Annotated in this window: 17 protein-coding genes and 2 pseudogenes; 5 read left to right on the forward strand and 14 right to left on the reverse strand. The window is 62.6% G+C overall.

Annotated elements, in window-relative coordinates:
* Nucleotides 1-116 precede the first annotated feature (116 nt).
* The 3 genes from ABZ824_RS19095 to ABZ824_RS19105 are packed head-to-tail and all read right to left on the reverse strand — an operon-like array spanning nucleotide 117 to nucleotide 2,627.
* Nucleotides 117-1,175 (reverse strand): low specificity L-threonine aldolase, encoded by a 1,059-nt coding sequence (locus tag ABZ824_RS19095; protein ID WP_356964452.1) that lies wholly within the window; start codon nucleotides 1,173-1,175, stop codon nucleotides 117-119.
* A complete protein-coding gene (locus tag ABZ824_RS19100; RefSeq protein ID WP_356964453.1) occupies nucleotides 1,172-1,840 on the reverse strand; it encodes a 2OG-Fe(II) oxygenase in 669 nt (222 codons plus the stop codon). Before ABZ824_RS19100 ends, ABZ824_RS19095 begins: the two co-directional genes overlap by 4 nt.
* Nucleotides 1,830-2,627, reverse strand: a complete 798-nt coding sequence (locus ABZ824_RS19105; RefSeq protein ID WP_356964454.1) for a hypothetical protein — start codon at nucleotides 2,625-2,627, stop codon at nucleotides 1,830-1,832. Before ABZ824_RS19105 ends, ABZ824_RS19100 begins: the two co-directional genes overlap by 11 nt.
* Before the next feature lie 1,064 nt (nucleotides 2,628-3,691).
* On the opposite strand from ABZ824_RS19105, the pseudogene ABZ824_RS19110 reads away from it, so the two are divergent.
* Nucleotides 3,692-4,462, forward strand: a pseudogene (locus ABZ824_RS19110) (IS5 family transposase).
* Here ABZ824_RS19110 and ABZ824_RS19115 read toward each other — a convergent pair.
* Entirely contained in the window at nucleotides 4,444-4,824 is a 381-nt protein-coding gene (locus tag ABZ824_RS19115; RefSeq protein ID WP_356964455.1) for a nuclear transport factor 2 family protein, read from the reverse strand. The pseudogene ABZ824_RS19110 and the gene ABZ824_RS19115 sit on opposite strands and share 19 nt — an antisense overlap.
* A 372-nt stretch (nucleotides 4,825-5,196) precedes the next feature.
* Here ABZ824_RS19115 and ABZ824_RS19120 point away from each other — a divergent pair, with 372 nt between their 5' ends.
* The 4 genes and pseudogenes from ABZ824_RS19120 to ABZ824_RS19135 form a co-directional block, all read left to right on the forward strand.
* Entirely contained in the window at nucleotides 5,197-5,943 is a 747-nt protein-coding gene (locus tag ABZ824_RS19120; RefSeq protein WP_356964457.1) for an ADP-ribosyltransferase, read from the forward strand.
* Nucleotides 5,936-6,157, forward strand: a complete 222-nt coding sequence (locus ABZ824_RS19125; RefSeq protein WP_356964458.1) for a hypothetical protein — start codon at nucleotides 5,936-5,938, stop codon at nucleotides 6,155-6,157. The genes ABZ824_RS19120 and ABZ824_RS19125 overlap by 8 nt, the downstream gene beginning before the upstream one ends.
* Before the next feature lie 316 nt (nucleotides 6,158-6,473).
* Nucleotides 6,474-8,216: a hypothetical protein gene (locus ABZ824_RS19130; RefSeq protein WP_356964459.1), complete on the forward strand. Its 1,743-nt coding sequence runs from the start codon at nucleotides 6,474-6,476 to the stop codon at nucleotides 8,214-8,216.
* Between the two features lie 24 nt (nucleotides 8,217-8,240).
* Nucleotides 8,241-8,672, forward strand: a pseudogene (locus ABZ824_RS19135) (transposase family protein); the annotation flags it as partial.
* A gap of 47 nt (nucleotides 8,673-8,719) precedes the next feature.
* On the opposite strand, the gene ABZ824_RS19140 reads toward ABZ824_RS19135, so the two are convergent.
* From ABZ824_RS19140 to ABZ824_RS19185, 10 genes are all read right to left on the reverse strand, one after another.
* Nucleotides 8,720-8,986: a Tn3 family transposase gene (locus ABZ824_RS19140; RefSeq protein ID WP_356964460.1), complete on the reverse strand. Its 267-nt coding sequence runs from the start codon at nucleotides 8,984-8,986 to the stop codon at nucleotides 8,720-8,722.
* Nucleotides 8,983-9,255, reverse strand: a complete 273-nt coding sequence (locus tag ABZ824_RS19145; RefSeq protein WP_356964462.1) for a hypothetical protein — start codon at nucleotides 9,253-9,255, stop codon at nucleotides 8,983-8,985. The genes ABZ824_RS19140 and ABZ824_RS19145 overlap by 4 nt, the downstream gene beginning before the upstream one ends.
* A complete protein-coding gene (locus ABZ824_RS19150) occupies nucleotides 9,252-10,109 on the reverse strand; it encodes a helix-turn-helix domain-containing protein (protein WP_356964463.1) in 858 nt (285 codons plus the stop codon). Before ABZ824_RS19150 ends, ABZ824_RS19145 begins: the two co-directional genes overlap by 4 nt.
* Nucleotides 10,106-10,597, reverse strand: coding sequence for a GyrI-like domain-containing protein (locus tag ABZ824_RS19155; RefSeq protein ID WP_356964465.1), 492 nt, complete (start codon nucleotides 10,595-10,597; stop codon nucleotides 10,106-10,108). The genes ABZ824_RS19150 and ABZ824_RS19155 overlap by 4 nt, the downstream gene beginning before the upstream one ends.
* A gap of 345 nt (nucleotides 10,598-10,942) precedes the next feature.
* Nucleotides 10,943-11,959, reverse strand: coding sequence for a zinc-binding dehydrogenase (locus ABZ824_RS19160; protein WP_356964467.1), 1,017 nt, complete (start codon nucleotides 11,957-11,959; stop codon nucleotides 10,943-10,945).
* A 3-nt stretch (nucleotides 11,960-11,962) separates the two neighbouring features.
* Complete coding sequence (locus ABZ824_RS19165) at nucleotides 11,963-12,358, reverse strand: MerR family transcriptional regulator (protein WP_356964468.1); 396 nt, start codon at nucleotides 12,356-12,358, stop codon at nucleotides 11,963-11,965.
* 99 nt (nucleotides 12,359-12,457) lie between these two features.
* Nucleotides 12,458-13,825 carry a Glu/Leu/Phe/Val dehydrogenase gene (locus tag ABZ824_RS19170; protein WP_356964469.1) on the reverse strand — a complete coding sequence of 456 codons (1,368 nt, stop codon included), beginning with the start codon at nucleotides 13,823-13,825 and terminating at the stop codon, nucleotides 12,458-12,460.
* A 284-nt stretch (nucleotides 13,826-14,109) separates the two neighbouring features.
* Nucleotides 14,110-15,078 carry an NADPH:quinone oxidoreductase family protein gene (locus ABZ824_RS19175; RefSeq protein ID WP_356964470.1) on the reverse strand — a complete coding sequence of 323 codons (969 nt, stop codon included), beginning with the start codon at nucleotides 15,076-15,078 and terminating at the stop codon, nucleotides 14,110-14,112.
* 42 nt (nucleotides 15,079-15,120) lie between these two features.
* Nucleotides 15,121-16,251 (reverse strand): CaiB/BaiF CoA-transferase family protein, encoded by a 1,131-nt coding sequence (locus ABZ824_RS19180; RefSeq protein ID WP_356964472.1) that lies wholly within the window; start codon nucleotides 16,249-16,251, stop codon nucleotides 15,121-15,123.
* On the reverse strand, nucleotides 16,248-17,915 hold the full coding sequence (locus ABZ824_RS19185; protein WP_356964473.1) for an AMP-binding protein: 1,668 nt from the start codon (nucleotides 17,913-17,915) through the stop codon (nucleotides 16,248-16,250). The genes ABZ824_RS19180 and ABZ824_RS19185 overlap by 4 nt, the downstream gene beginning before the upstream one ends.
* Between the last annotated feature and the right edge of the window lie 16 nt (nucleotides 17,916-17,931).

The raw sequence follows: 17,931 nt of genomic DNA on the forward strand, positions 1-17,931 counted from the left end.
GGAAGGCTCAGGAACTCGTCGACTGTTGATTACCCGAACAGGATACGCCCAGCCGCTACCTCCAGAACCTCCGAATTGCGCGGAACGCACGACAGTCGATAACTGGTTCGGAGTTCTCACCTCGCGCGTATTTCTACGGTAAGCGCGGCTACGAAGTTGTCTACGTCGGTGGTGGTGGTGTCAAAGGAGCACATCCAACGTACTTCTCCGGTGCGGCGATTCCAGACATGGGAGGGATAACGTTGCTGGAGCCGCCGACGGGCGCTTCGGGGGACTGTGGCGAACACTGCATTGGCTTGTACCGGCCGCACAATCTCCAGACCGCCGATCTCGCGCACGGCGGTTGCAAGCCGTATCGCCATGGCGTTGGCATGTGCGGCGTTTCTCAACCACAAATCCCCGCCCAGTAGGGCTTCGAACTGTGCAGAGATGAAGCGCATCTTCGACGCGAGCTGCATGGACGACTTGCGTAGATAGGCGACGTCTCCGGGTATCTGGGGGTTGAGGACCACGATAGCCTCGCCCAGTAGTAGGCCGTTCTTGGTACCGCCGAACGACAATACATCCATGCCCGCGTCGGTCGTCATGTCGCGCAACGAGACACCGAGAGTTGCTGCGGCATTGGCCAATCGGGCACCATCACCGTGGACGAGCATGCCGAGTTCATGGGCGCGATCGCAGATTCTCCGGATCTCGTCGCTGGTGTAGCAGGTTCCCAACTCGGTGCTTTGGCTGATCGACACGGCCAGGGGTTGGGCTCGATGTTCTATGCCCCAGCCCCATGCCTGGCGATCGATCAGTTCAGGTGTCAATTTGCCGTCGGGAGTCGTCACCGGATAAATCTTGATCCCGACCTGTTCCGGCGCGCCGCCTTCATCCAGGTTGAGGTGCGCAGACTCGGCCGCGATCACCGCACCCCAGCGCGGCAGCAACGCCTGCAACGCGACAACGTTCGCGCCGGTCCCATTGAATACCGGATAGGATCGGGCCTGGAATCCGAAGTGCCGGGCGAATGTTCGTTGTAGCTGATGCGTGTAGTCGTCGTTGCCATACGCGCCCTGGTCGCCTTCGTTGGCCAGCGCAAGCGCTGCCAGCACCTCAGGATGCACACCGGCATGGTTATCGCTGGCAAAGGTCCGGCCCGACACCGCCGTGTGATGGACTGCGACGCTCACCGGAACAGCTGCGCATCGAGGTCGGCGGGCCGGACCGACTCCGGGCATGACTTCGAGTAGTAGTTCATCGTCAGCACTACGCGTAATCCGCTCTCGTGACGCATTGGTCGGACATAGTGCGCGTAGTAACGGGCGTCGAAGAACAACAACAGCCCACGCCTCGGGTAGAGCACCAGGCAGTCGGAGTCCACCTCGGCCACATTTCGGGCAGTGCGGTTGCGCGCAATAGCCAGACCGCCGCCAGTCTCCTCGGTACAATCGGTTAGGTAGAGCAGGCCTTGGGTTGGATTGCTGTCGACGTGACAGGGATACCGTTCACCGTTGCCGCGCAGCACGTTCAGACTCAAGGCACGGTTGGGAGTGCTGGTAAGCGACAACGACTCCCCAGCGTATCGCTCGGCCAGCATGCGGAACCAGCTGCCGTACAACTGATATACCCAGTTCGCCTGTCGGAAGAGTGTCTCACCACTGACGGATTCGAGCGGGATCTCGACCTCTGCGGCTTCGCGTGCGGTACTGACCGACGGCCGAAATGTGTGCTCGACACCCTGCCGCGCCGCGAGAGCAAGCAACTCTGTATTCCACCCGCCGGGCAGATTCGACTCCACATCGTAGGTATGCCAATGGAACGGGCCCTCGGACGGTATCGACCACTCAGTACCCATGCTTGGCTCCATTGCCGAACGACTGATACAGCGCCGTACTCTCCTGCCACAGTCGCGGAAAAGCCGGTCGTACCGCCAGCCGCGACAGATCGTCGAGCGGCCGTCCGCGCAGACTCGTTGGTGTCGGGCCGGTGCTGTCCACTCCGGGATGGCCGCCGAGAAACTGCCAGACCAGGTTGAGGTGAATTTGCTTCCACTCCAGCATTCTGGAATCGAACCGATGGAGTTCAAGCGCCATCTCCGCCAGCAGCGAGACCCGGATGTCACCAGAGTATGCGAGCTCAGTGGCGGGCATCAGTGAAGAGATGGTGTGCCCGTTCGTGATGACTGTGGATTCGAAGGTGTCCCACACGACGCGACTCGCCTTTCGAATCGCCCGCGTTCCTGGTGAATCGAGCCCTGACGCACCGCTCGGAAAGCTATCCCGCATACGCAGGAAGCTGGCTTGCGGCAGCGATTCCAGCAGCAGCCGTACGCACAGTGCCGGCACTGCGGCCACGGATGTCGCACGCTTCAGCAAGCGCACACCGTCTATGAAATTCTCTTCGGCGAGCGCGACAACGAAATCGCAGAGCGTGTGATGGATCCCGGCCCAGGCGAACTCGGTAATCAAGTGCGTGACTTGAAACAGTCGATGGTCGGTGTGGACGAGTTTGTCGGCTGGAACCAATGCCGACAGTGCCTCGGTCAACCGTAGCTCGGTCTCGTAACCGCTGCCGCGGCCGTATTCGTATCGGAGCCGCGGATCGGGTTCCAGTGGATTAAGCACCTGCACAGCATTCTCCATGGTTTCTGAATTGTGTACCGCTTGCCCACAGAGGTCGGCCTGGGGCTGAACCGACCCTGTGCCCGGCGCCGACCGACTAGAAGTCGTACCAGTTGTTCGGAACCGGGGACGGTGGTGGTGGGGGCTGAGTGGCTGACTAGAACTTCGCTCGCGCTGGCGACCGCGATGGGAGTGCCTATTGCGCCGAGTGCCGGTGCGGCGGCGAGCAGGCCTACGTTATGACGGCAGCGACCACGCCTCTGGCACGTCGCCTGCCTGGCGAGTCGTCATTGTATACACCTCTTCGAGAATCGATTCCGGTGCCGTCGACATGTGGCTCGCGGCTAGTGGCATTCCGGAAGCGAGGAATGTTCGATCAGGATGACCTTCTCATTCATGCCGACCGTTCGGTATGGGGTGAATCCCTACAAGGGGTGTCGTCAAGGATCGTGTCAGGGGCGGTAGACTGTGGCTGTTCATCACATCCGTCACCGTTAAGCTGTCCTGACCTGGTGGTCGTCGGCGCCTTGTTCGGAGTGATTGTCACCGTTCTTTCATCATTGTTGTCACCAATCTGCCGCTTGATCTGCGCTTGGTGCGATTGCCGACGACTTCCGCGCTCGGCCCCTTGAGGTCGGTGCAGCGCATGCCTTCATGCAGGTAGGGCTTGTAGCGGCGACTGATCGACGTGTCGATGTCCTAGTACGGAGCGAGTGCTTGGTTGCAACATCCTCCCAGCTCGGGTGATGCGGCCCACGGACAAGCAAGCCATCGGAAGGGCATTCGGAACAATCCGGTCTCTGCTGTTCGAACAGTTACCGGGCTACACCGGTGTCGATGTCGCCGACCGCGGTGAAGACACCGAAGCCGACGCCGCGCTCACCGTCGAGAAGATGGAACACCTGATCGCCACCTGGATCGTCAAGATCTGGCAGAACCGCCGCCTCGGCCGCGGGAAACTTTTCCTGCTCACCGACGACGACACCGAAGAATCCAACAACTCTGATCCAGGCTGGACACAGTGGCGGCTGACCCGCCACAGTTTCCTTCCCGCACCACGCATCGCGTTCGGCGAAAACTCGTTGATGAGCCCGCGCCAGCCGCAACTGCACGACCTCTACCGGAAACCCGGGCGAAGACGTCATCCATACTCGCTCGTCACACCGAAATATCCTGCGCTACAACATAACCCAGCACACGACAATCTACAGGTAACGAACTACAACTGTCGCGCCAAACGGCAGTCTTCACAAGATCGTTGGTCACGGCCCGTCTCGCCCCGGCTGCACGAGGTCCTCCTCGCCGGGCTGCGCAGAGCGAAGGCCCTGGGCTTCTCCCGGGCGGCGGTCGACGGCTCCCACATCCGCCGTTAAAGGGGGATCCAAATCCGGACGAAGCCCCGTCGACCGGGCAGGGCGGACAGCAAGCATCACCTGATCACCGACGCCACCGGCATCCCGCTCGCCGTCACCCTCACCGGCGGCAACCGCAACGACGTCAGCCAGCTGATCCCACTGCTCCAGGCCGTGCCGCCGATGCGCGGCTAACGCGGCCGGCCCCGACGCCGATCAGACATGGTGCTGGCAGACCGCGGCTACGATCGCGACAAGTACCGACACCTGGTCTGGGATCCCGGCGTGAAACCGCTGATCGCCCGCAGCGGTACCGAGCACGGCTCCGGGCTTGGCGCCCAACGCTGGGTTGTGGAACGCGCGTTCGCTCATCTGCACGGGTTCCGTCGCCTGCAAATCCGCCGGGGGATACACGATGACATCCACGAAGTCTTCCTCACCCTCGGCTACACACTCATCTGGTGGCGACGCCTACGAGCTATCGCTCACTCCTCAATCCAGTAGGACGTGATGCGCTTGATCTTCGCAGCCTTGCTGTGGCCACTGAACTTGTAGACGTCGCAGCAGCGCAACTCGCCTCCGCCACGGAAGATCATGCGGCTGCTGACTGCCCCCTCGTTGCCGTGCGTGATGATGCTGTCCACGTGCAGTGTCACCACCTGCCTACCGACAGCCGTGTCCAGTGCAGTTGCGACGTCTGCCTTGCCTCGGACGGCCTGCTGGCCGACAATCTCCCATTCGACGTCATCGGCGACGGTTGACAGCAGCACCTCCGTGTTGTGCTCCGCCACCGCGATCGAGTAGTCGCGCAGCACCTGTTTCCTGGGAGCGTTACCGCAATCCGGCGTGACCTGGACCTGGACCATGGCGTGCACACTATCCGCCACTCCTCACAGCCGTGCATCATGCGCGCCTCCGAACTGCATTTCGTTAGGGGTTCTTTAGATCGAACCCGGTCCGTTACCCAACGGCTCAGGGCACTTCGTAGGGGTTTTCCCCATGCCGTCAAGGTTGCCGAGACGGGAGACTGGTGTCCCCGCGAATACCCCACGACGGGCAAGGTACACGACACCGGGTGCAACCAGCTGGCAACTGGTCCGACTTCCATCGGAGGGGATCAAATAGCTCGACAGAATCAGTAGGAGGATGCCGCCACCTCCAGGCCCCCACGTGCCCAACCTGCCGAAGGCCGCTCCACCCGCCTCAGCGACGGGCCGCACCGTCATTGCCGGAAGATCATGAAAAAGGTCCTAAAACAAGCACTGAAAGATGTGATCACAGGCCTCAAAGGCACGACCGAGCAGCCCGGTATCCCGCAGGCGAGTAAGGCAATCAGCAAGCAGCTTAACGAGTTCGGCGACTCCTCGTCGGAGGCGGCTAACCGCATAGCGGGCGCCGATGCCCACTCTGCCCGCGAAATCTTGGGCAGTAACACAGCCATGGGCGCATTTGAGACTGCCGAAATTACAGCAGCTAGGGCCGGTGGTCCGGAACCAGTGATCCAGCCGAATTCGTTGCTGACTCATACCGAACACCTGGAGCTGAGAAACTATACCAGCGAAGGGTATATGGAACTGAACAAAGCGCTTCGCGAGGGTACTGTGACGCCTGCGCAACAGGCGAGAATCGATGCCATCAACCACGCGCTGACGAAGCTACCACGCTACGAAGGAAACGTGTATCGTGGAGCAGAGATTGGACCGAAAATATCGGCGAAATACCAGCCTGGTCAAGTTGTCACCGAAGACGCATTTACCAGCACAACCTCCAAGCCGAGAAGTGCGTTTTACGGAAATGTGAGATTCAACATTTTGTCGAGATCGGGAAGGTCGGTGAAAGAATACTCACGTTTTCCATCAGAGGAGGAGATTTTATTTCCTTCGGGATCAAAGTTCAAAGTATTGCGCAGAACGGAGAGTCGAGATTCAGATACACCTCTAGAAATAGACATGATCAATCTCGACAAGGCGGCCACCGATGAGTGAAAAAATAGCAGGAAAAACGTTCTCCACACCCGAGGAGGCTGGCGTCGCTCCCATGAATCCAGATCAAATCGCAGAGGCATTGCGCAAGATCGATGAGGGTAAGAGAATTCGCGACTCATTCACGCCAAAACAACGTAAAATGATGTCTCCGAAGTTCTCGGACGACCTTTCCGACACGGAGTTCGAGGAAGCGCAGAAGCAGCGCGAGGACTGAGGTCGATCACAGATAGATGCACCTGAAGGATGCGAGTCATCAATTCGGTGCAGTACCGACCCGCGGCTCTAACGCTAGTAGGTGAAGACGGTTTCCACCGCGTCGGCTCCCCCACATCGAAGATTCCAGTTAACTACCCCTTGGGGACCGAACCCAGTGGACTGAGTATCATATTATCCGGAAAGATTCCAGGTAGACCAGCTTCTCCAAGTGCTGTTCGAATTAGCAGTCCGCGTCGATGCAGTGAAGGCCACAGCGAACGCGCAACAATAGCTGGTCCACACATTCGGAAAACCGCTTATACATACATGAATACATGCCTTCCGAGTTGGATCCGGATATGCCTGTAGAAATACCGAGCGAGGTCGCGCACTTCCTAAACTTCATCGGCATTCAATATCCGGACATAAATGAAGACGATGTTCGCTTACTGGGCCAGCACGTGCGCGTTTTCGCGATGAATATCGCGAAAACGCATGAGTCGGCGACCGGCGTTATCAAGGATATGAATTCGGTCTACTCCGGCGATTCTTACGAGGCACTGGCCACGGCCTGGGGTCGAATGAGCGCGACCCACATGGCCGACCTCGACCGGGCGTGCAAGATCGTCGCCACGGCACTGGACGTCGCGGCGGATGTGATCACCGCGGTGAAGATCGCAACGCTGACTGAACTCGCCGCCCTCGCCGTGAGTTACGCGGTTGTTCTGACCACTCCAGGGGCGCAGGCCCTCGGCCTTGCCGTCCGGGAGGCCGCCCGGCGTCTGTGCAACGGCGTCGAAGACATACTGGTATCTTACATCGCCGCCGAGGTCGTCGGTGAAGCGATCGAACCCCTCGGAGAAACTATCGACCGACTGATCAAGGCAGCCGTCCGCGACGCGTTGGGCATGCCTCCTTCGCAGCAAAGTTCGTCAGTACAACCCTTATACATCGAGCCTGACGAAATGTTGCGCTACGCCAAAATCCTCCATGACCATGCCAACGAGATCTCGCAGCACACCGCGACATTCGTCGAGAACGTAGATAGACTAGATTTCACCACAGCCGACCGATTCGATGCCGCCACCACACCGGCCTTTTCGCCGCAGCGGGAAATCGGGAACTCGCCTGCAGGGAGGGTACATGCCGGCATTGGACCCGAACCACATTCTGTTCCTAGGAGTATGCTTTCCCCACAGGGAAGCGCTCTCTATGCCACGACGGGCTTACGCGCAGTTGATGCGAATCAGGATGGTCCGGCAATAGCTAGATTAATTGACCGACAGCAGGCGATCAATGAGTCGATAGAGACGGTTGCGACCCCTGACGTTACCAACCTCACTCGACCGAGTTCCACGGGGATGGCTGTCGCCACAAACACCTCAGCCGCAGACGAATACGAGGCGCGCCGCCCCGACACGAACGATATCACCATCCGCTGTGAGGAAGCGGATAAACGTGTGCCGAAGATAATCGAAACCCAGGTCGATGGTTCCGATGCACATATCCGGCCCGCTGAAAACGATCGTCGCGAACTGGGATCGTCCCCCGAGCCTATCGCTTCGGATAGCCAGTCCCCCAGTTTCGACAGCCCCTCACCCGACAACAATGCCGGAACTCGCTCGTCACTAGCACAGCAGAACCGGGATAACGAACCTACGCCGCAGACCCCGTGGGGACGCAGAGTTCGGACACCGCACAGAAACCCCGCGAGAACGACACCACCCAAACCAACCTCAGCCGTCGCTGATGTGGCTGCTGGCCACAAATCCGGCAGAACGCCGTGGTCGAAGACCACACGCGAACCCGCTGCGGAACAGCCAGTCATCGCCACTGTGGTGTTCGGACCAACCTCCGCCGGACCAGCCCCAACGCGCCACTCCGACAAAGCGAGCCCGCAAAAGGACAACCAAGTTAACACAATCGACAGCGATGCCCGTCCCGCAAACGCCGAAACTAAGGCTGTTCAGCCGCGCCGCGAAAGCGCCGTCACCGCACCTGAAACGGGATCACCACCGATAAACAGGGTCTATCTCGATGGCGGCTCTGGCTCGCTTCCGGTGGTTGATCGTCGGTGACGGCACGATGCCTCGGCGAATGAGGTGAGTTTCGCTGTCGGCGTGGCGTTTTCGGGGTTGTTGCCGTTGGTGGTCGAGGATGCGGTGCATGAGGGTGAACAGGATCGTCGTGGTGGCGCGAACGCCCGATGGCTCGGCGTCCTGCCCGGTCTGCGGTGCCGAGTCCGGCCGGGTGCACGGCTATGACGGACGGATCCTCGCCGACCTTCCAGTGGATGACCGCGCCGCTGTCGTCCGGTGCGAATCCGGCGGCTGCTGTGCCCAACACCGAACTGCTGCATCACCTTCCTCGAACAAGTGCCTGGCGGTATGTAGCGCTGTCAACGGCGGACCACGCGTCTGACCTGCCAGGTGAGGTCGGTGGTGTGGGACCTGGCTGCGCGGGCGGCAGCACGTATGCTACGGCGGCTGGCGATGCGGTTGTTACGCCAAACCGCCGTGCGGGTTCTCCTGCGTACCCTGGCACCGCAGCGACCAGTGCCGCGAGGTGCTGGCCCGCAACCTCAGAATGCCCTTTTCACCGGTGACGCTGACCCCGATCGCCCGAAATGTTTCGGGTTCGCGCGGGCGTCGATGCTGCGGACCGGCACGACGAATCGGGTGCCGTCCACCGCGGCGACCAGGCCGCCGCCCCACAATTCGGCGGTGCCGATCCCAGCTTGGGCGGCGATCAGCGCGGCGTTCGCTCGCGCATGGTTCTCGGTACGCACATAGTTCTGAAACACGTGCCCGATCCGGGATCGGGTCAGCGCCTGAAGGCCTGGCGTCACGACCGGGCCCCAACCAACGTTGAGCGATGCGCGGTCAGTACCGCAGCGAGGGTGACATCGAAGTTGTCGCTGATCCGGGTGCCGCCGGAGATGTGGGTGTACGCGGCGCCGAACTGCGGGCACCAGCCCATCACCTCCAGGATCAGCTCGCCGATGTCGACCCGCGGCATCATCGCCTGACATCGCCGCCGCAGATCGATCAGCGGCGGCGGCTCCGGAACCGCGGTCAACGCCGCCGCGTGCAGCCGACCGTCGTGGTCGACGCTCAACTCGCCCGCCACGGCCCGGCCGGCCGTGTGTCGCCACATCGCGTCCAGTTCCGCGGCGCACTCGTTTCGACGTAGCGTTGTGCGACCTGGCACCGGAACGGGTCGCCGTCGAGATAGATCTCGCGCGGCGACCCGGATGGCCGGCGTGCGTCGCGTGCGGCGGCGTCCCGCACCGCGTCGAAGGAGCGGAGGATCGTGGGGAACTGGACCTCGCCGAACGCAACGTCGACGAAGAACTCCATTCCCTCGGGTTCGACACCGTCGGCCGCATCGCTGTCGACGATGGGGACGCGCACTTCGATCGGTCCGTCCGACTCCCAGCTGACCTCGCCGTGATACACGACGACAAGCGGCTGGGTCCAGGAGACCCTCGCTCCGGCGCGGAGGGCGAGCACAGCAGCGGTTCGCTCGATGTGCGAGGGAAGATCAGCTGCGGTCGTGCGGAGCGTACGTGAGATGAACGCCCATGGATTCACCACGCGGCTCCGCACACACGGCATGTTCTCGGGCAGCTGCTCGCCGGTGGGGCTGCCAGCCAGGCCGTCGAGCAGTGCAACAGCCCGTTGATGTGCACGGATCGTCTCCACCCGGTACGCCTCGATCAATGCGCGCCGCTGCTCCCCTGTGGAGTCGAGCACCGCACCGATACGCTCCAACGGCATGCCCACGCGGCGCAGCAGCGCGATCATCCGCGCGCGATCCGCCTGGGATGGTCGGTAGTAGCGGTAGCCCGTGTACTCATCGACGAGATCCGGAAGGAGCAAACCTCGCCGCTCGTACAGACGCAGCGCCTTCGGCGACAGCCAGGTAAGACGGCTGAACTCCCCGATCGACAGCCTGGCGGTCCCGCTCACTTCAGCAAGTATGCGATTTCGACCGCCCACTTGCTGCGGTCGGGCTCGGACTGCGGGTCGGTGAGAAACTGCTCGGTGCGCGCTCGCCAGTGGATCCCGTCAGCTCGTTCCTCGATCGCCAGATCCAAGCCCTGCACGCTGGCCCACTGCCACATCTCGCCGTGCACCCGCCCCAAGGCATCCGGACCGCCCTCCGGGCGCGCGACGAGGTAGCGGCCGCCCGGAATGACGCCCGTTTCGAAGCCTTCGCCGATCTCGATGCACGCGGCCACCGGAACCGAGACGGTGATGTCCATCGGATCCGCGACGGTTTGCATCCTGTGGTACTGGTAGATCGGCCCGCCCTCGGGGATGCCGCCGACTGCCGCGAGGGCGGCATAGACCTGCGGGACGTGCGCGTTCACGCGATCCCAGTGAGCAAGCTCGCCAGTTGTCGACACTCCCACCCAGGGACGTTCCGCGCGCTCTTCGACAGTGAATTCGGTCATTGATGTTCCTCCCGGTCGCCACCCGTCTCTCGGATGGGCCAGACCCGAGTACACTGCTTGCCCCAGGGTCAGAGTCAACCATCAACGCAGATTGTCCGCAGCGTTACTGGCCTGAGAAGTCTGGCTGTCAACGACCTCCTGGCCAGCAACAGCTAAGCGGGACTTTTCGCGTCATTGGACCCTATGTGCCGTTCAGTGGACATCGGAATGGGTTATTGGTGGCATTTGCTGGGTCCGCCCGCGCGGCTGACTCCCTTGTCGGCCTACCGACACCGCTGTCGTAGGCGGCTCGGGTGACGGTGTTGTGCATCGGAAGCCTCCACCGGGCCAGGGCGATTTCAGTCGCTACGACCAGGGGTCGATCGCCAGCTTCCCCACGGTTCCTCCGCCGGCAAGAGCACGCATAGCAGCGGGCCCGTCTGCAATCGAATGAACGTCTGGATTGCCCGGAGTGTAGACCCCGAGTTCGATGAGGGACGAGAGTTCCTCGAGCAAGTCGACATACAACTCTGGGACGAGTTCCGCGAAGGCTCCCACGTGAAGGCCCTTCACCTGGACTCGGTGCTCGAATACGAGTTCGTGGGTGCTGATGGAGGCGTCGCCGGAGGCGGCTCCGAACACGACTATGCGGCCCATGAACGGTTTGGCGACCGACAGGCTCGTGCTGAACGTCGCCTTCCCGACCGACTCCAGAACCAGGTCGACTCCGCCGGTGAGTCGACGGATCTCAGCCCCGAGGTCGGCGCGCTCGCGATCAAGCACGACATCAGCGCCCAAGCCAGCGAGAACCTTGTGCTTGTGCTGGGATGCCGTCGCAACCACCTTGGCGCCGTAGTGCCGAGCGAGACGGATCGCTGCTTGGCCGACTCCCCCCGCTGCGGCATGGACCAGCACCCATTCTCCGCTGGCCAGATTCCCCAACGGCTTGATCGCGGCCAGCGCTGTGGCCCAGTTGAGCACCAGGCCGAGAGAAGCTGCATCGCTCCATCCAGGCGGAACCGGAGCGACAGTAACGGACGGCATGACCATGTACTGAGCAAAGGCGCCGGGGCCCGCGCCGATTATATGGGAGCCGATAGGCAACGGATCGGCGATCTCGCAACCCACGGCAACGATCTCACCGGCAGCTTCGAATCCCGCTACGTACTCCGGAACTGGACCGCCGGCATATGTACCTCTTGTCTGCATGACGTCGGCAAAGTTGAGCCCGGCGGCACCAACTTTGATCAGGTAGTCATGTGGACCCGGCGACGGAACCGGAAGGTCCGTCACCATCACGAGATCGTCGGGTCCGTTGAAGGACTTCTGAACCAGACCCTTCATGGTCTCAGGGCTTGCACTTGCGCTCGAATTGCTTGTCATACGTCAACCGTAGGAGCCTGACGTATGGGTGAAGGTCAAGCGTTTGAATGCCTCACGATCGGCCGCCTGGGACAGGAAGCCGCCGAGGGAGGAGCGCTGTCGTTCGAGGAGCGCAATCCTTCGCGTGAGACGGTCGTGATACGCAGCAATCTCATCCCGTGCCTGTGAATCAAGGTCACCGGCGCCCTCGATCAGCGCGGGCAGGACCCGCTTGACGAACCGCACTGGAAGCCCAGCATCAAGGAGGTGGCGGATCACTCGAATTCGGTCGATCGTCGACGGGCAATAGTCGCGGTATCCGTTACTGCACCGGCCAGGGACAATCAGGCCCTCATCCTCGTACAGGCGAAGCGCGCGCGGGCTCGCCCCGCTCGCGATCGACGCCTCACCGATCTTCATGCTGACGAGAAGGCATTGGTTTCATCACTTCTCCCTCCACTTCTTGCCCCTACTCCGGTACCAGACCCCGCGACGGCTCAGCAGGCACGCCGCGCGGGACTAGGGGTACAGACCGCGGACGCGATGAGCTTCGGCCACCGACCTTACGGCCAGGGCCATCGCAGCGCTGCGAAGAGAAATCCCGCTGGACTCGACCAGTTCCCACACTCGGTTCCAGGCGAACTGCATGCGAGCGTCGAGTCGGCTCTCCACCTCGTCGACCGTCCACCAGTACGCCTGATTCGCCTGTACCCATTCGAAGTAGCTGACGACCACCCCGCCTGCGTTTGCCAAGATGTCCGGCACGACGAGGCAACCCTTCTCCTGCAAGATTCGATCTGCCGCTGATGTGGTAGGTCCGTTCGCCCCCTCGACGACGACCTTCGCGCGGACCTGGGCTGCGTTTTCCTCGGTGAGAACCGCCTCGACGGCGGCGGGTACCAGCATGTCCACGTCGAGCGTCAAGAGTTCATGCTGTCCCGGCAGAGGTTCAGCACCGCTGAAGCCAACCACCGAACCGGTCATGTCGACGTGTTCCTCGAGCTTCGGAATGTCTATACCGGACTGGCGGAAGATTGCTCCGTCGGCGTCGCTCACGCCGACCACGGTGACGCCGGCATCGTGGAGAATCCGAGCCGCTCCTCGTCCAACTTTGCCGAAGCCCTGAACAGCGGCCGATGCGCGCTCTACACGAATCGATCGCTGGGCAAGTGCGAGCATGGCAATGTACGCAACGCCTCGCGATGTCGCCATTGCGCGCCCGAGTGAACCGCCGAGCGTGACCGGCTTGCCTGTCACGATCCCAAGAACTGTGTTTCCTCGGCCCACCGAGTAGGTGTCCAGCATCCAGGCCATGGTGCGTTCATCGGTGCCGATGTCGGGAGCCATGATGTCGATGTCGGGGCCTATGAAGGGCGAGACCTCGCTGGTGTACCGCCGAGTCACCCGCTCCAGCTCCGCATGTGAGTACGATCGCGGGTCGATCGTGATGCCGCCCTTCGCCCCGCCAAAAGGAACATCCAGGAGGGCGCACTTCCACGTCATCCATATCGCAAGGGCACGAACCTCGTCGATGCCGACATCCGGACTGTAGCGCAGACCGCCCTTTCCTGGCCCGCGCGAGAGGTTATGCTGTACGCGATGGCCTGTCAGGACTTCCACTCGACCGTCGTCACGCCGAAGCGGAATGCTGACGGAGAGTTCTCGCCTGGCGACCGCCAACATGTCATAGACGCTTTCGTCGTACTGCAGGTACTCGACGGCCTCCCGCAGTTGGGCGCGCGCATCGTCCAACGGGCGACGGGCCGTGGCGAGCACGTTCTCCGCCCCGGATTGCCGCGTCCCGTGCTCCTGCGGACCGATCGGCTGTTTGTGCCTGAGATCCATCCCCAGGTCGTGGGTCGAGCGCCCCATATCCGACATCACCATGATTAGAACCTCTGTCCGATCTCGCGGCCTAGTGACCCAGCGTCGACCGCAACGTTGCGCTCGACACCTTCGCGTGCCGCCTCAGCTGCGTACTCATCCGTCTCGACGACACCCACCTGCGCCCCTCCTGAGAAGAAGGCGCGAGCGATACCTACTGCCGTTCGCCGTCTATGGTTGAGTCCGGCACTCGCGCCTAGTGCCCGGACCATGTCACCGACACGTTCCCTCCACCAATCCTCGTAGCCTCGCGGTGTCCGACTGCCAGGTCACGGTCCGCGGTGCCATCAGGCGAGCCCCGTCGTCAGGACTACCTTGCCCTTGACCTTGCCGTCCCTGACGTACTGCAATGCGTCACTCGCCCTTTCCAACGGGAAGACAGCGTCGATCGCAGCGTCGACGTCCCCTCTGCCGAGAAGCTCGAGCACCTCGGTCATCGTCGCGCGCGTCAGAGCTGGATGGCGGTCACGGTAGTCACTGCTCTGGAGTCCGATGACGCTGATGTTCTTCACCAGCAGATGGCCTGGTTTGATCGGGGTCTGACTGCCGGACGCGAAGCCCACGATCACGATTCGACCCTCCCATGCGGTGGCTCGTACAATTTGGGTGAGATAGTCACCGCCGAGCATTTCCAGCACGACATCTACGCCGTGACCGTCGGTGGCGGCGAGCAGGTCGTCGCGCAGGGTGTCCGGTCCGGACGTGAGCACGACGTCCGCGCCTTGCTTCTGGGCCAGCGCGCCTTTCGCCTCGTCCTGCGCGAGCGCGATGACTCGTGCGCCCCAAGACTTGGCGAGCTGGACGCCCGCGGAGCCCACGCCGCCACCGGCTCCGGTGATCAGCACGGTCTCTCCGGCTCGCAGCTGACCGCGACGACGGAGACCGAAGTGAGCGGTCGCGTAAACCAAGCCGGCGGCAGCGGCCTGCTCGAATCCGACATCGTCAGGGAGCTCGACCACCAGTTCCTCAGGCACCACGAGTTGCTCGGCGTACCCGCCGTACTCGACCAGCGCGAAGACGCGCTGGCCGACGGCGATTCGCTCGACACCCTCCCCTACCGCGGCGACCCGTCCGGTTGCCTCCTTGCCTGGGCTGAAAGGACGTGGCGGCAGTTTCTGGTACGTTCCTTCGACCACCAGGATGTCGGGAAAGTTAACGCTTGCCGCGGCGACTTCGATAACCACTTCACCTGGTCGCGGCTGAAGGTCAGGGAGTTCTCTTATGACGAGGTTGGACGGTGGACCGAAATCCTCCACGAGTACTGCACGCATTCTGGTGACTCCTTCTCGGAACGTCAGTCAGGCCCAGGGTGAGCCGTCGGGCAGGTCCGCCAGCTCGGGATAGCTGACGATGGCTGGGGCACGCCGGAGGGCGGGTGCCAGCGGGCTGGGAAGTGTGGCAAAAGACCGATCGGCGGCTCCGGGCAAGGAAACCCGATCAGGGCCGTCCACCTGAACAAGCCCGGCCGCGACCGACTCCTCCCAGGTGGCGACGACGGATGTGCAAACGTCCTCGGATGACAGCAGGTCCCGCCAGAAGTCGGAGTGGCGAGCCGAGAAGATCTCGGCGAGCGCGGCGATCACCCGTTGCTCCTGTCCAGCATCGTCGAGGAGTTCCTCGTCAAGGCCGACTATCTCGGTAAGCCGCCGCCAGAACTTGTCTTCCAATGCCGCGCAAGCGATGTGCCGTCCGTCGGCGGTCGGATATATCTGATACCGCGGGCTGCCCCCCGTGAGCAGCTCGCCTCCTGGCACCGGCCAGTTCCCGTCGACCTGGTGCGTCGCGAAGTAGCCGTAGCCGAGCACCTGCAGGTTGCTTGTCATCGCGACCTCTACATGCGCACCTCGGCCGGTCGCTTCTACCTGGCGCAGCGCGAGGAGGATGTTGACTACAGCTGGATAGGCCCCCGCCGCGATGTCGGCGAGCACGCTGACGGGCAATGTCGGCGATCCTCTTCGATCGACGACGACGCCCAGCAGGCCAGACTCGGCCAGGTAGTTGAGGTCGTGGCCGGCGCGCGTGGCGTAGGGTCCGGCAGATCCGTAACCGTTGATCGAGCAGTAGACCACACGAGAATTTGCCGAAGACACGGCCTCGTATCCGAGCCCGAGCCGGTCTGCTACGCCGGGTCGGAACTGTTCGACGACGACGTCGGCCTCGGCTGCCAGCTCGAGTGCTCGGTCTCGCTGGGCGGGGTCCTTGAGATCCACGGCGAACGCACGCTTGTGGCGGTTGAGGATGGCGTAGTTGGCACTGGCCTCGCCGAAGCGCGGCTCGTAGCTTCGCATCTCGTCCCCGCGCCCGGGCCGCTCCAGTTTCACCACGTCTGCACCGGCCTCGGCCAGGAAGAGCGTTGCCACGGGGCCTGGCAGCAACGTGGAAAGATCAAGCACCCGCACCCCGCTGAGGGGCAACTGCTCAGTAGTCACATCAAATCCCGCAACTTGAACTTTTGGATTTTGCCGCTGGGTGTCATCGGCAGTTCCGGCAGACAAATCACTCGCTCCGGCAGGTAGTGCGTGGAGAGCCCCTGACCAACCAGGAACTCGCCCAGCGAGTCCACAGTCGGCTCCGGGCGGCCGGCCTCGATAACGAGTACGGCGCAGATTCGCTCGCCGAGGCGCGCATCCTCGATCCCGATTACCGCCGCGTTCAAGACATCGGGGTGGTCGAAGATGGCCGACTCGACTTCTGTCACGGGAATGTTCTCCCCGCCTCTGATGATGATGTCCTTTGTGCGACCGGCCAGCGACACCCACCCGTGCTCATCGATACTGGCGCGATCTCCCGTGTCGAACCACAGCCCTGGAAGGTACGCCTTCTCGGTAGCGTCTCGCCGATCGAAGTAGCCATAGGCAACCGCCGGGCCGCGCACGAGGAGCTCACCGACCTCGCCTGGTGCCAGCTCGGTGCCACCGGCGCCGACGATCTTGACCTCAGACCCGGCGAAGACCGACCCATCTGTGCGCTGGATCGCGTCCGGCTCATCTGGCGTGCACGACATAATGATGCTGCACTCGGTCATGCCCCACGCCGGTGCCACATAGGCGCCGAGCGCCTCGCCCGCCTGCGCGGGCAAGCTGCGCGGCACCGGCGCGCCGGCGATGACCAGACAGGTAAGGGGGCAGGCGGGGTCCCCGACTAGGTCAGTCCGCATCATGTCCTGCAGAAAGGTCGGCGCACCGAAGAACGTCGTCACCCCCTCCTGGCGGATGACATCGGCTCCCCACGTGGGATCCCATCGGTCGACGTGGACTCCGGTCCCTGCCAGCAGTGTGGTGAACACGATGCCCCAGATGAAGCCGGTGTGATGGCCTACGGGCGAAGCGACAAGCTGTACCAGCGGGTGACCGTAAACTTCGGTTCCGATGTGCTCGGCCTGTTGCCGAGCCGAGTAGATCAGGGTGTTGTGGCTGTGCATGGCCCCCTTGGGCTCACCGGTCGTGCCCGAGGTGAAGCCGAGATAGCAGAGTCCGTCGGGGTCCGGTTCGGGGAACTTTTGCCGCGGGACCTCCGCATGGTCCTTCCAGAGCGACTCCCCCTGACACAGATCGGAGGCATCCTCATCGAGGACGATGACGTGCTCGAGCGTCGGGAGATCGAGACGCATTCGACGAGAGAGATCGAGATGCTCATCTCGACGCCAGCGCCGCGGGATCACCAGAATCTTCGCCCTGCTTCTCCGTAATACGGCAGCGGCTTGGCGCTCGCCGTGCGCTACAGGGATGCCCACATAGACGGCGCCGACCTCGTTGATGCCGAAGACGATCTCGGGATATTCGACCCAGTTCGGCAGCATGACGGCGACGGCATCGCCTGGTCCCACTCCAAGCGATGCGAGAATACTTGCCGCTTGGTTGGCACCCGCGTGAAACTCCGCATAAGTTCGGGTGACTCGGCGACCCTCCGCCCGGCGCCCCACGAGTGCAATCCGATCGGGGTGGGCAGCAGCGGCGTCGGTCAGCAAGGATCGGATCGAACGCTGCTCCCACCACCCCTCGGCCCGCCAGCGAGCCGCCGTGGCGTCGTCGGTCGGGGTGAACTGGCCGCCCAGGACCTCGAGCAGCGGGTGTGTGCCCCGCACGTCTGTCACGGTGCCTCCTTGGTGA

The sequence above is a fragment of the Nocardia sp. NPDC047038 genome (genome assembly GCF_040644075.1).
In the GTDB taxonomy this organism is placed as follows: Bacteria; Actinomycetota; Actinomycetes; order Mycobacteriales; family Mycobacteriaceae; genus Nocardia; species Nocardia sichangensis.

Excerpts from the sequence above, each read along its gene's own strand:
- ABZ824_RS19100 (WP_356964453.1), bottom strand. The coding sequence starts at position 1,840 with ATGGGTACTGAGTGGTCGATACCGTCCGAGGGCCCGTTCCATTGGCAT.
- ABZ824_RS19105 (WP_356964454.1), bottom strand. The coding sequence starts at position 2,627 with ATGGAGAATGCTGTGCAGGTGCTTAATCCACTGGAACCCGATCCGCGG.
- ABZ824_RS19115 (WP_356964455.1), bottom strand. The coding sequence starts at position 4,824 with ATGGTCCAGGTCCAGGTCACGCCGGATTGCGGTAACGCTCCCAGGAAA.
- ABZ824_RS19120 (WP_356964457.1), top strand. The coding sequence starts at position 5,197 with ATGAAAAAGGTCCTAAAACAAGCACTGAAAGATGTGATCACAGGCCTC.
- ABZ824_RS19125 (WP_356964458.1), top strand. The coding sequence starts at position 5,936 with ATGAGTGAAAAAATAGCAGGAAAAACGTTCTCCACACCCGAGGAGGCT.
- ABZ824_RS19130 (WP_356964459.1), top strand. The coding sequence starts at position 6,474 with ATGCCTTCCGAGTTGGATCCGGATATGCCTGTAGAAATACCGAGCGAG.
- ABZ824_RS19155 (WP_356964465.1), bottom strand. The coding sequence starts at position 10,597 with ATGACCGAATTCACTGTCGAAGAGCGCGCGGAACGTCCCTGGGTGGGA.
- ABZ824_RS19160 (WP_356964467.1), bottom strand. The coding sequence starts at position 11,959 with ATGACAAGCAATTCGAGCGCAAGTGCAAGCCCTGAGACCATGAAGGGT.
- ABZ824_RS19165 (WP_356964468.1), bottom strand. The coding sequence starts at position 12,358 with ATGAAGATCGGTGAGGCGTCGATCGCGAGCGGGGCGAGCCCGCGCGCG.
- ABZ824_RS19170 (WP_356964469.1), bottom strand. The coding sequence starts at position 13,825 with ATGGTGATGTCGGATATGGGGCGCTCGACCCACGACCTGGGGATGGAT.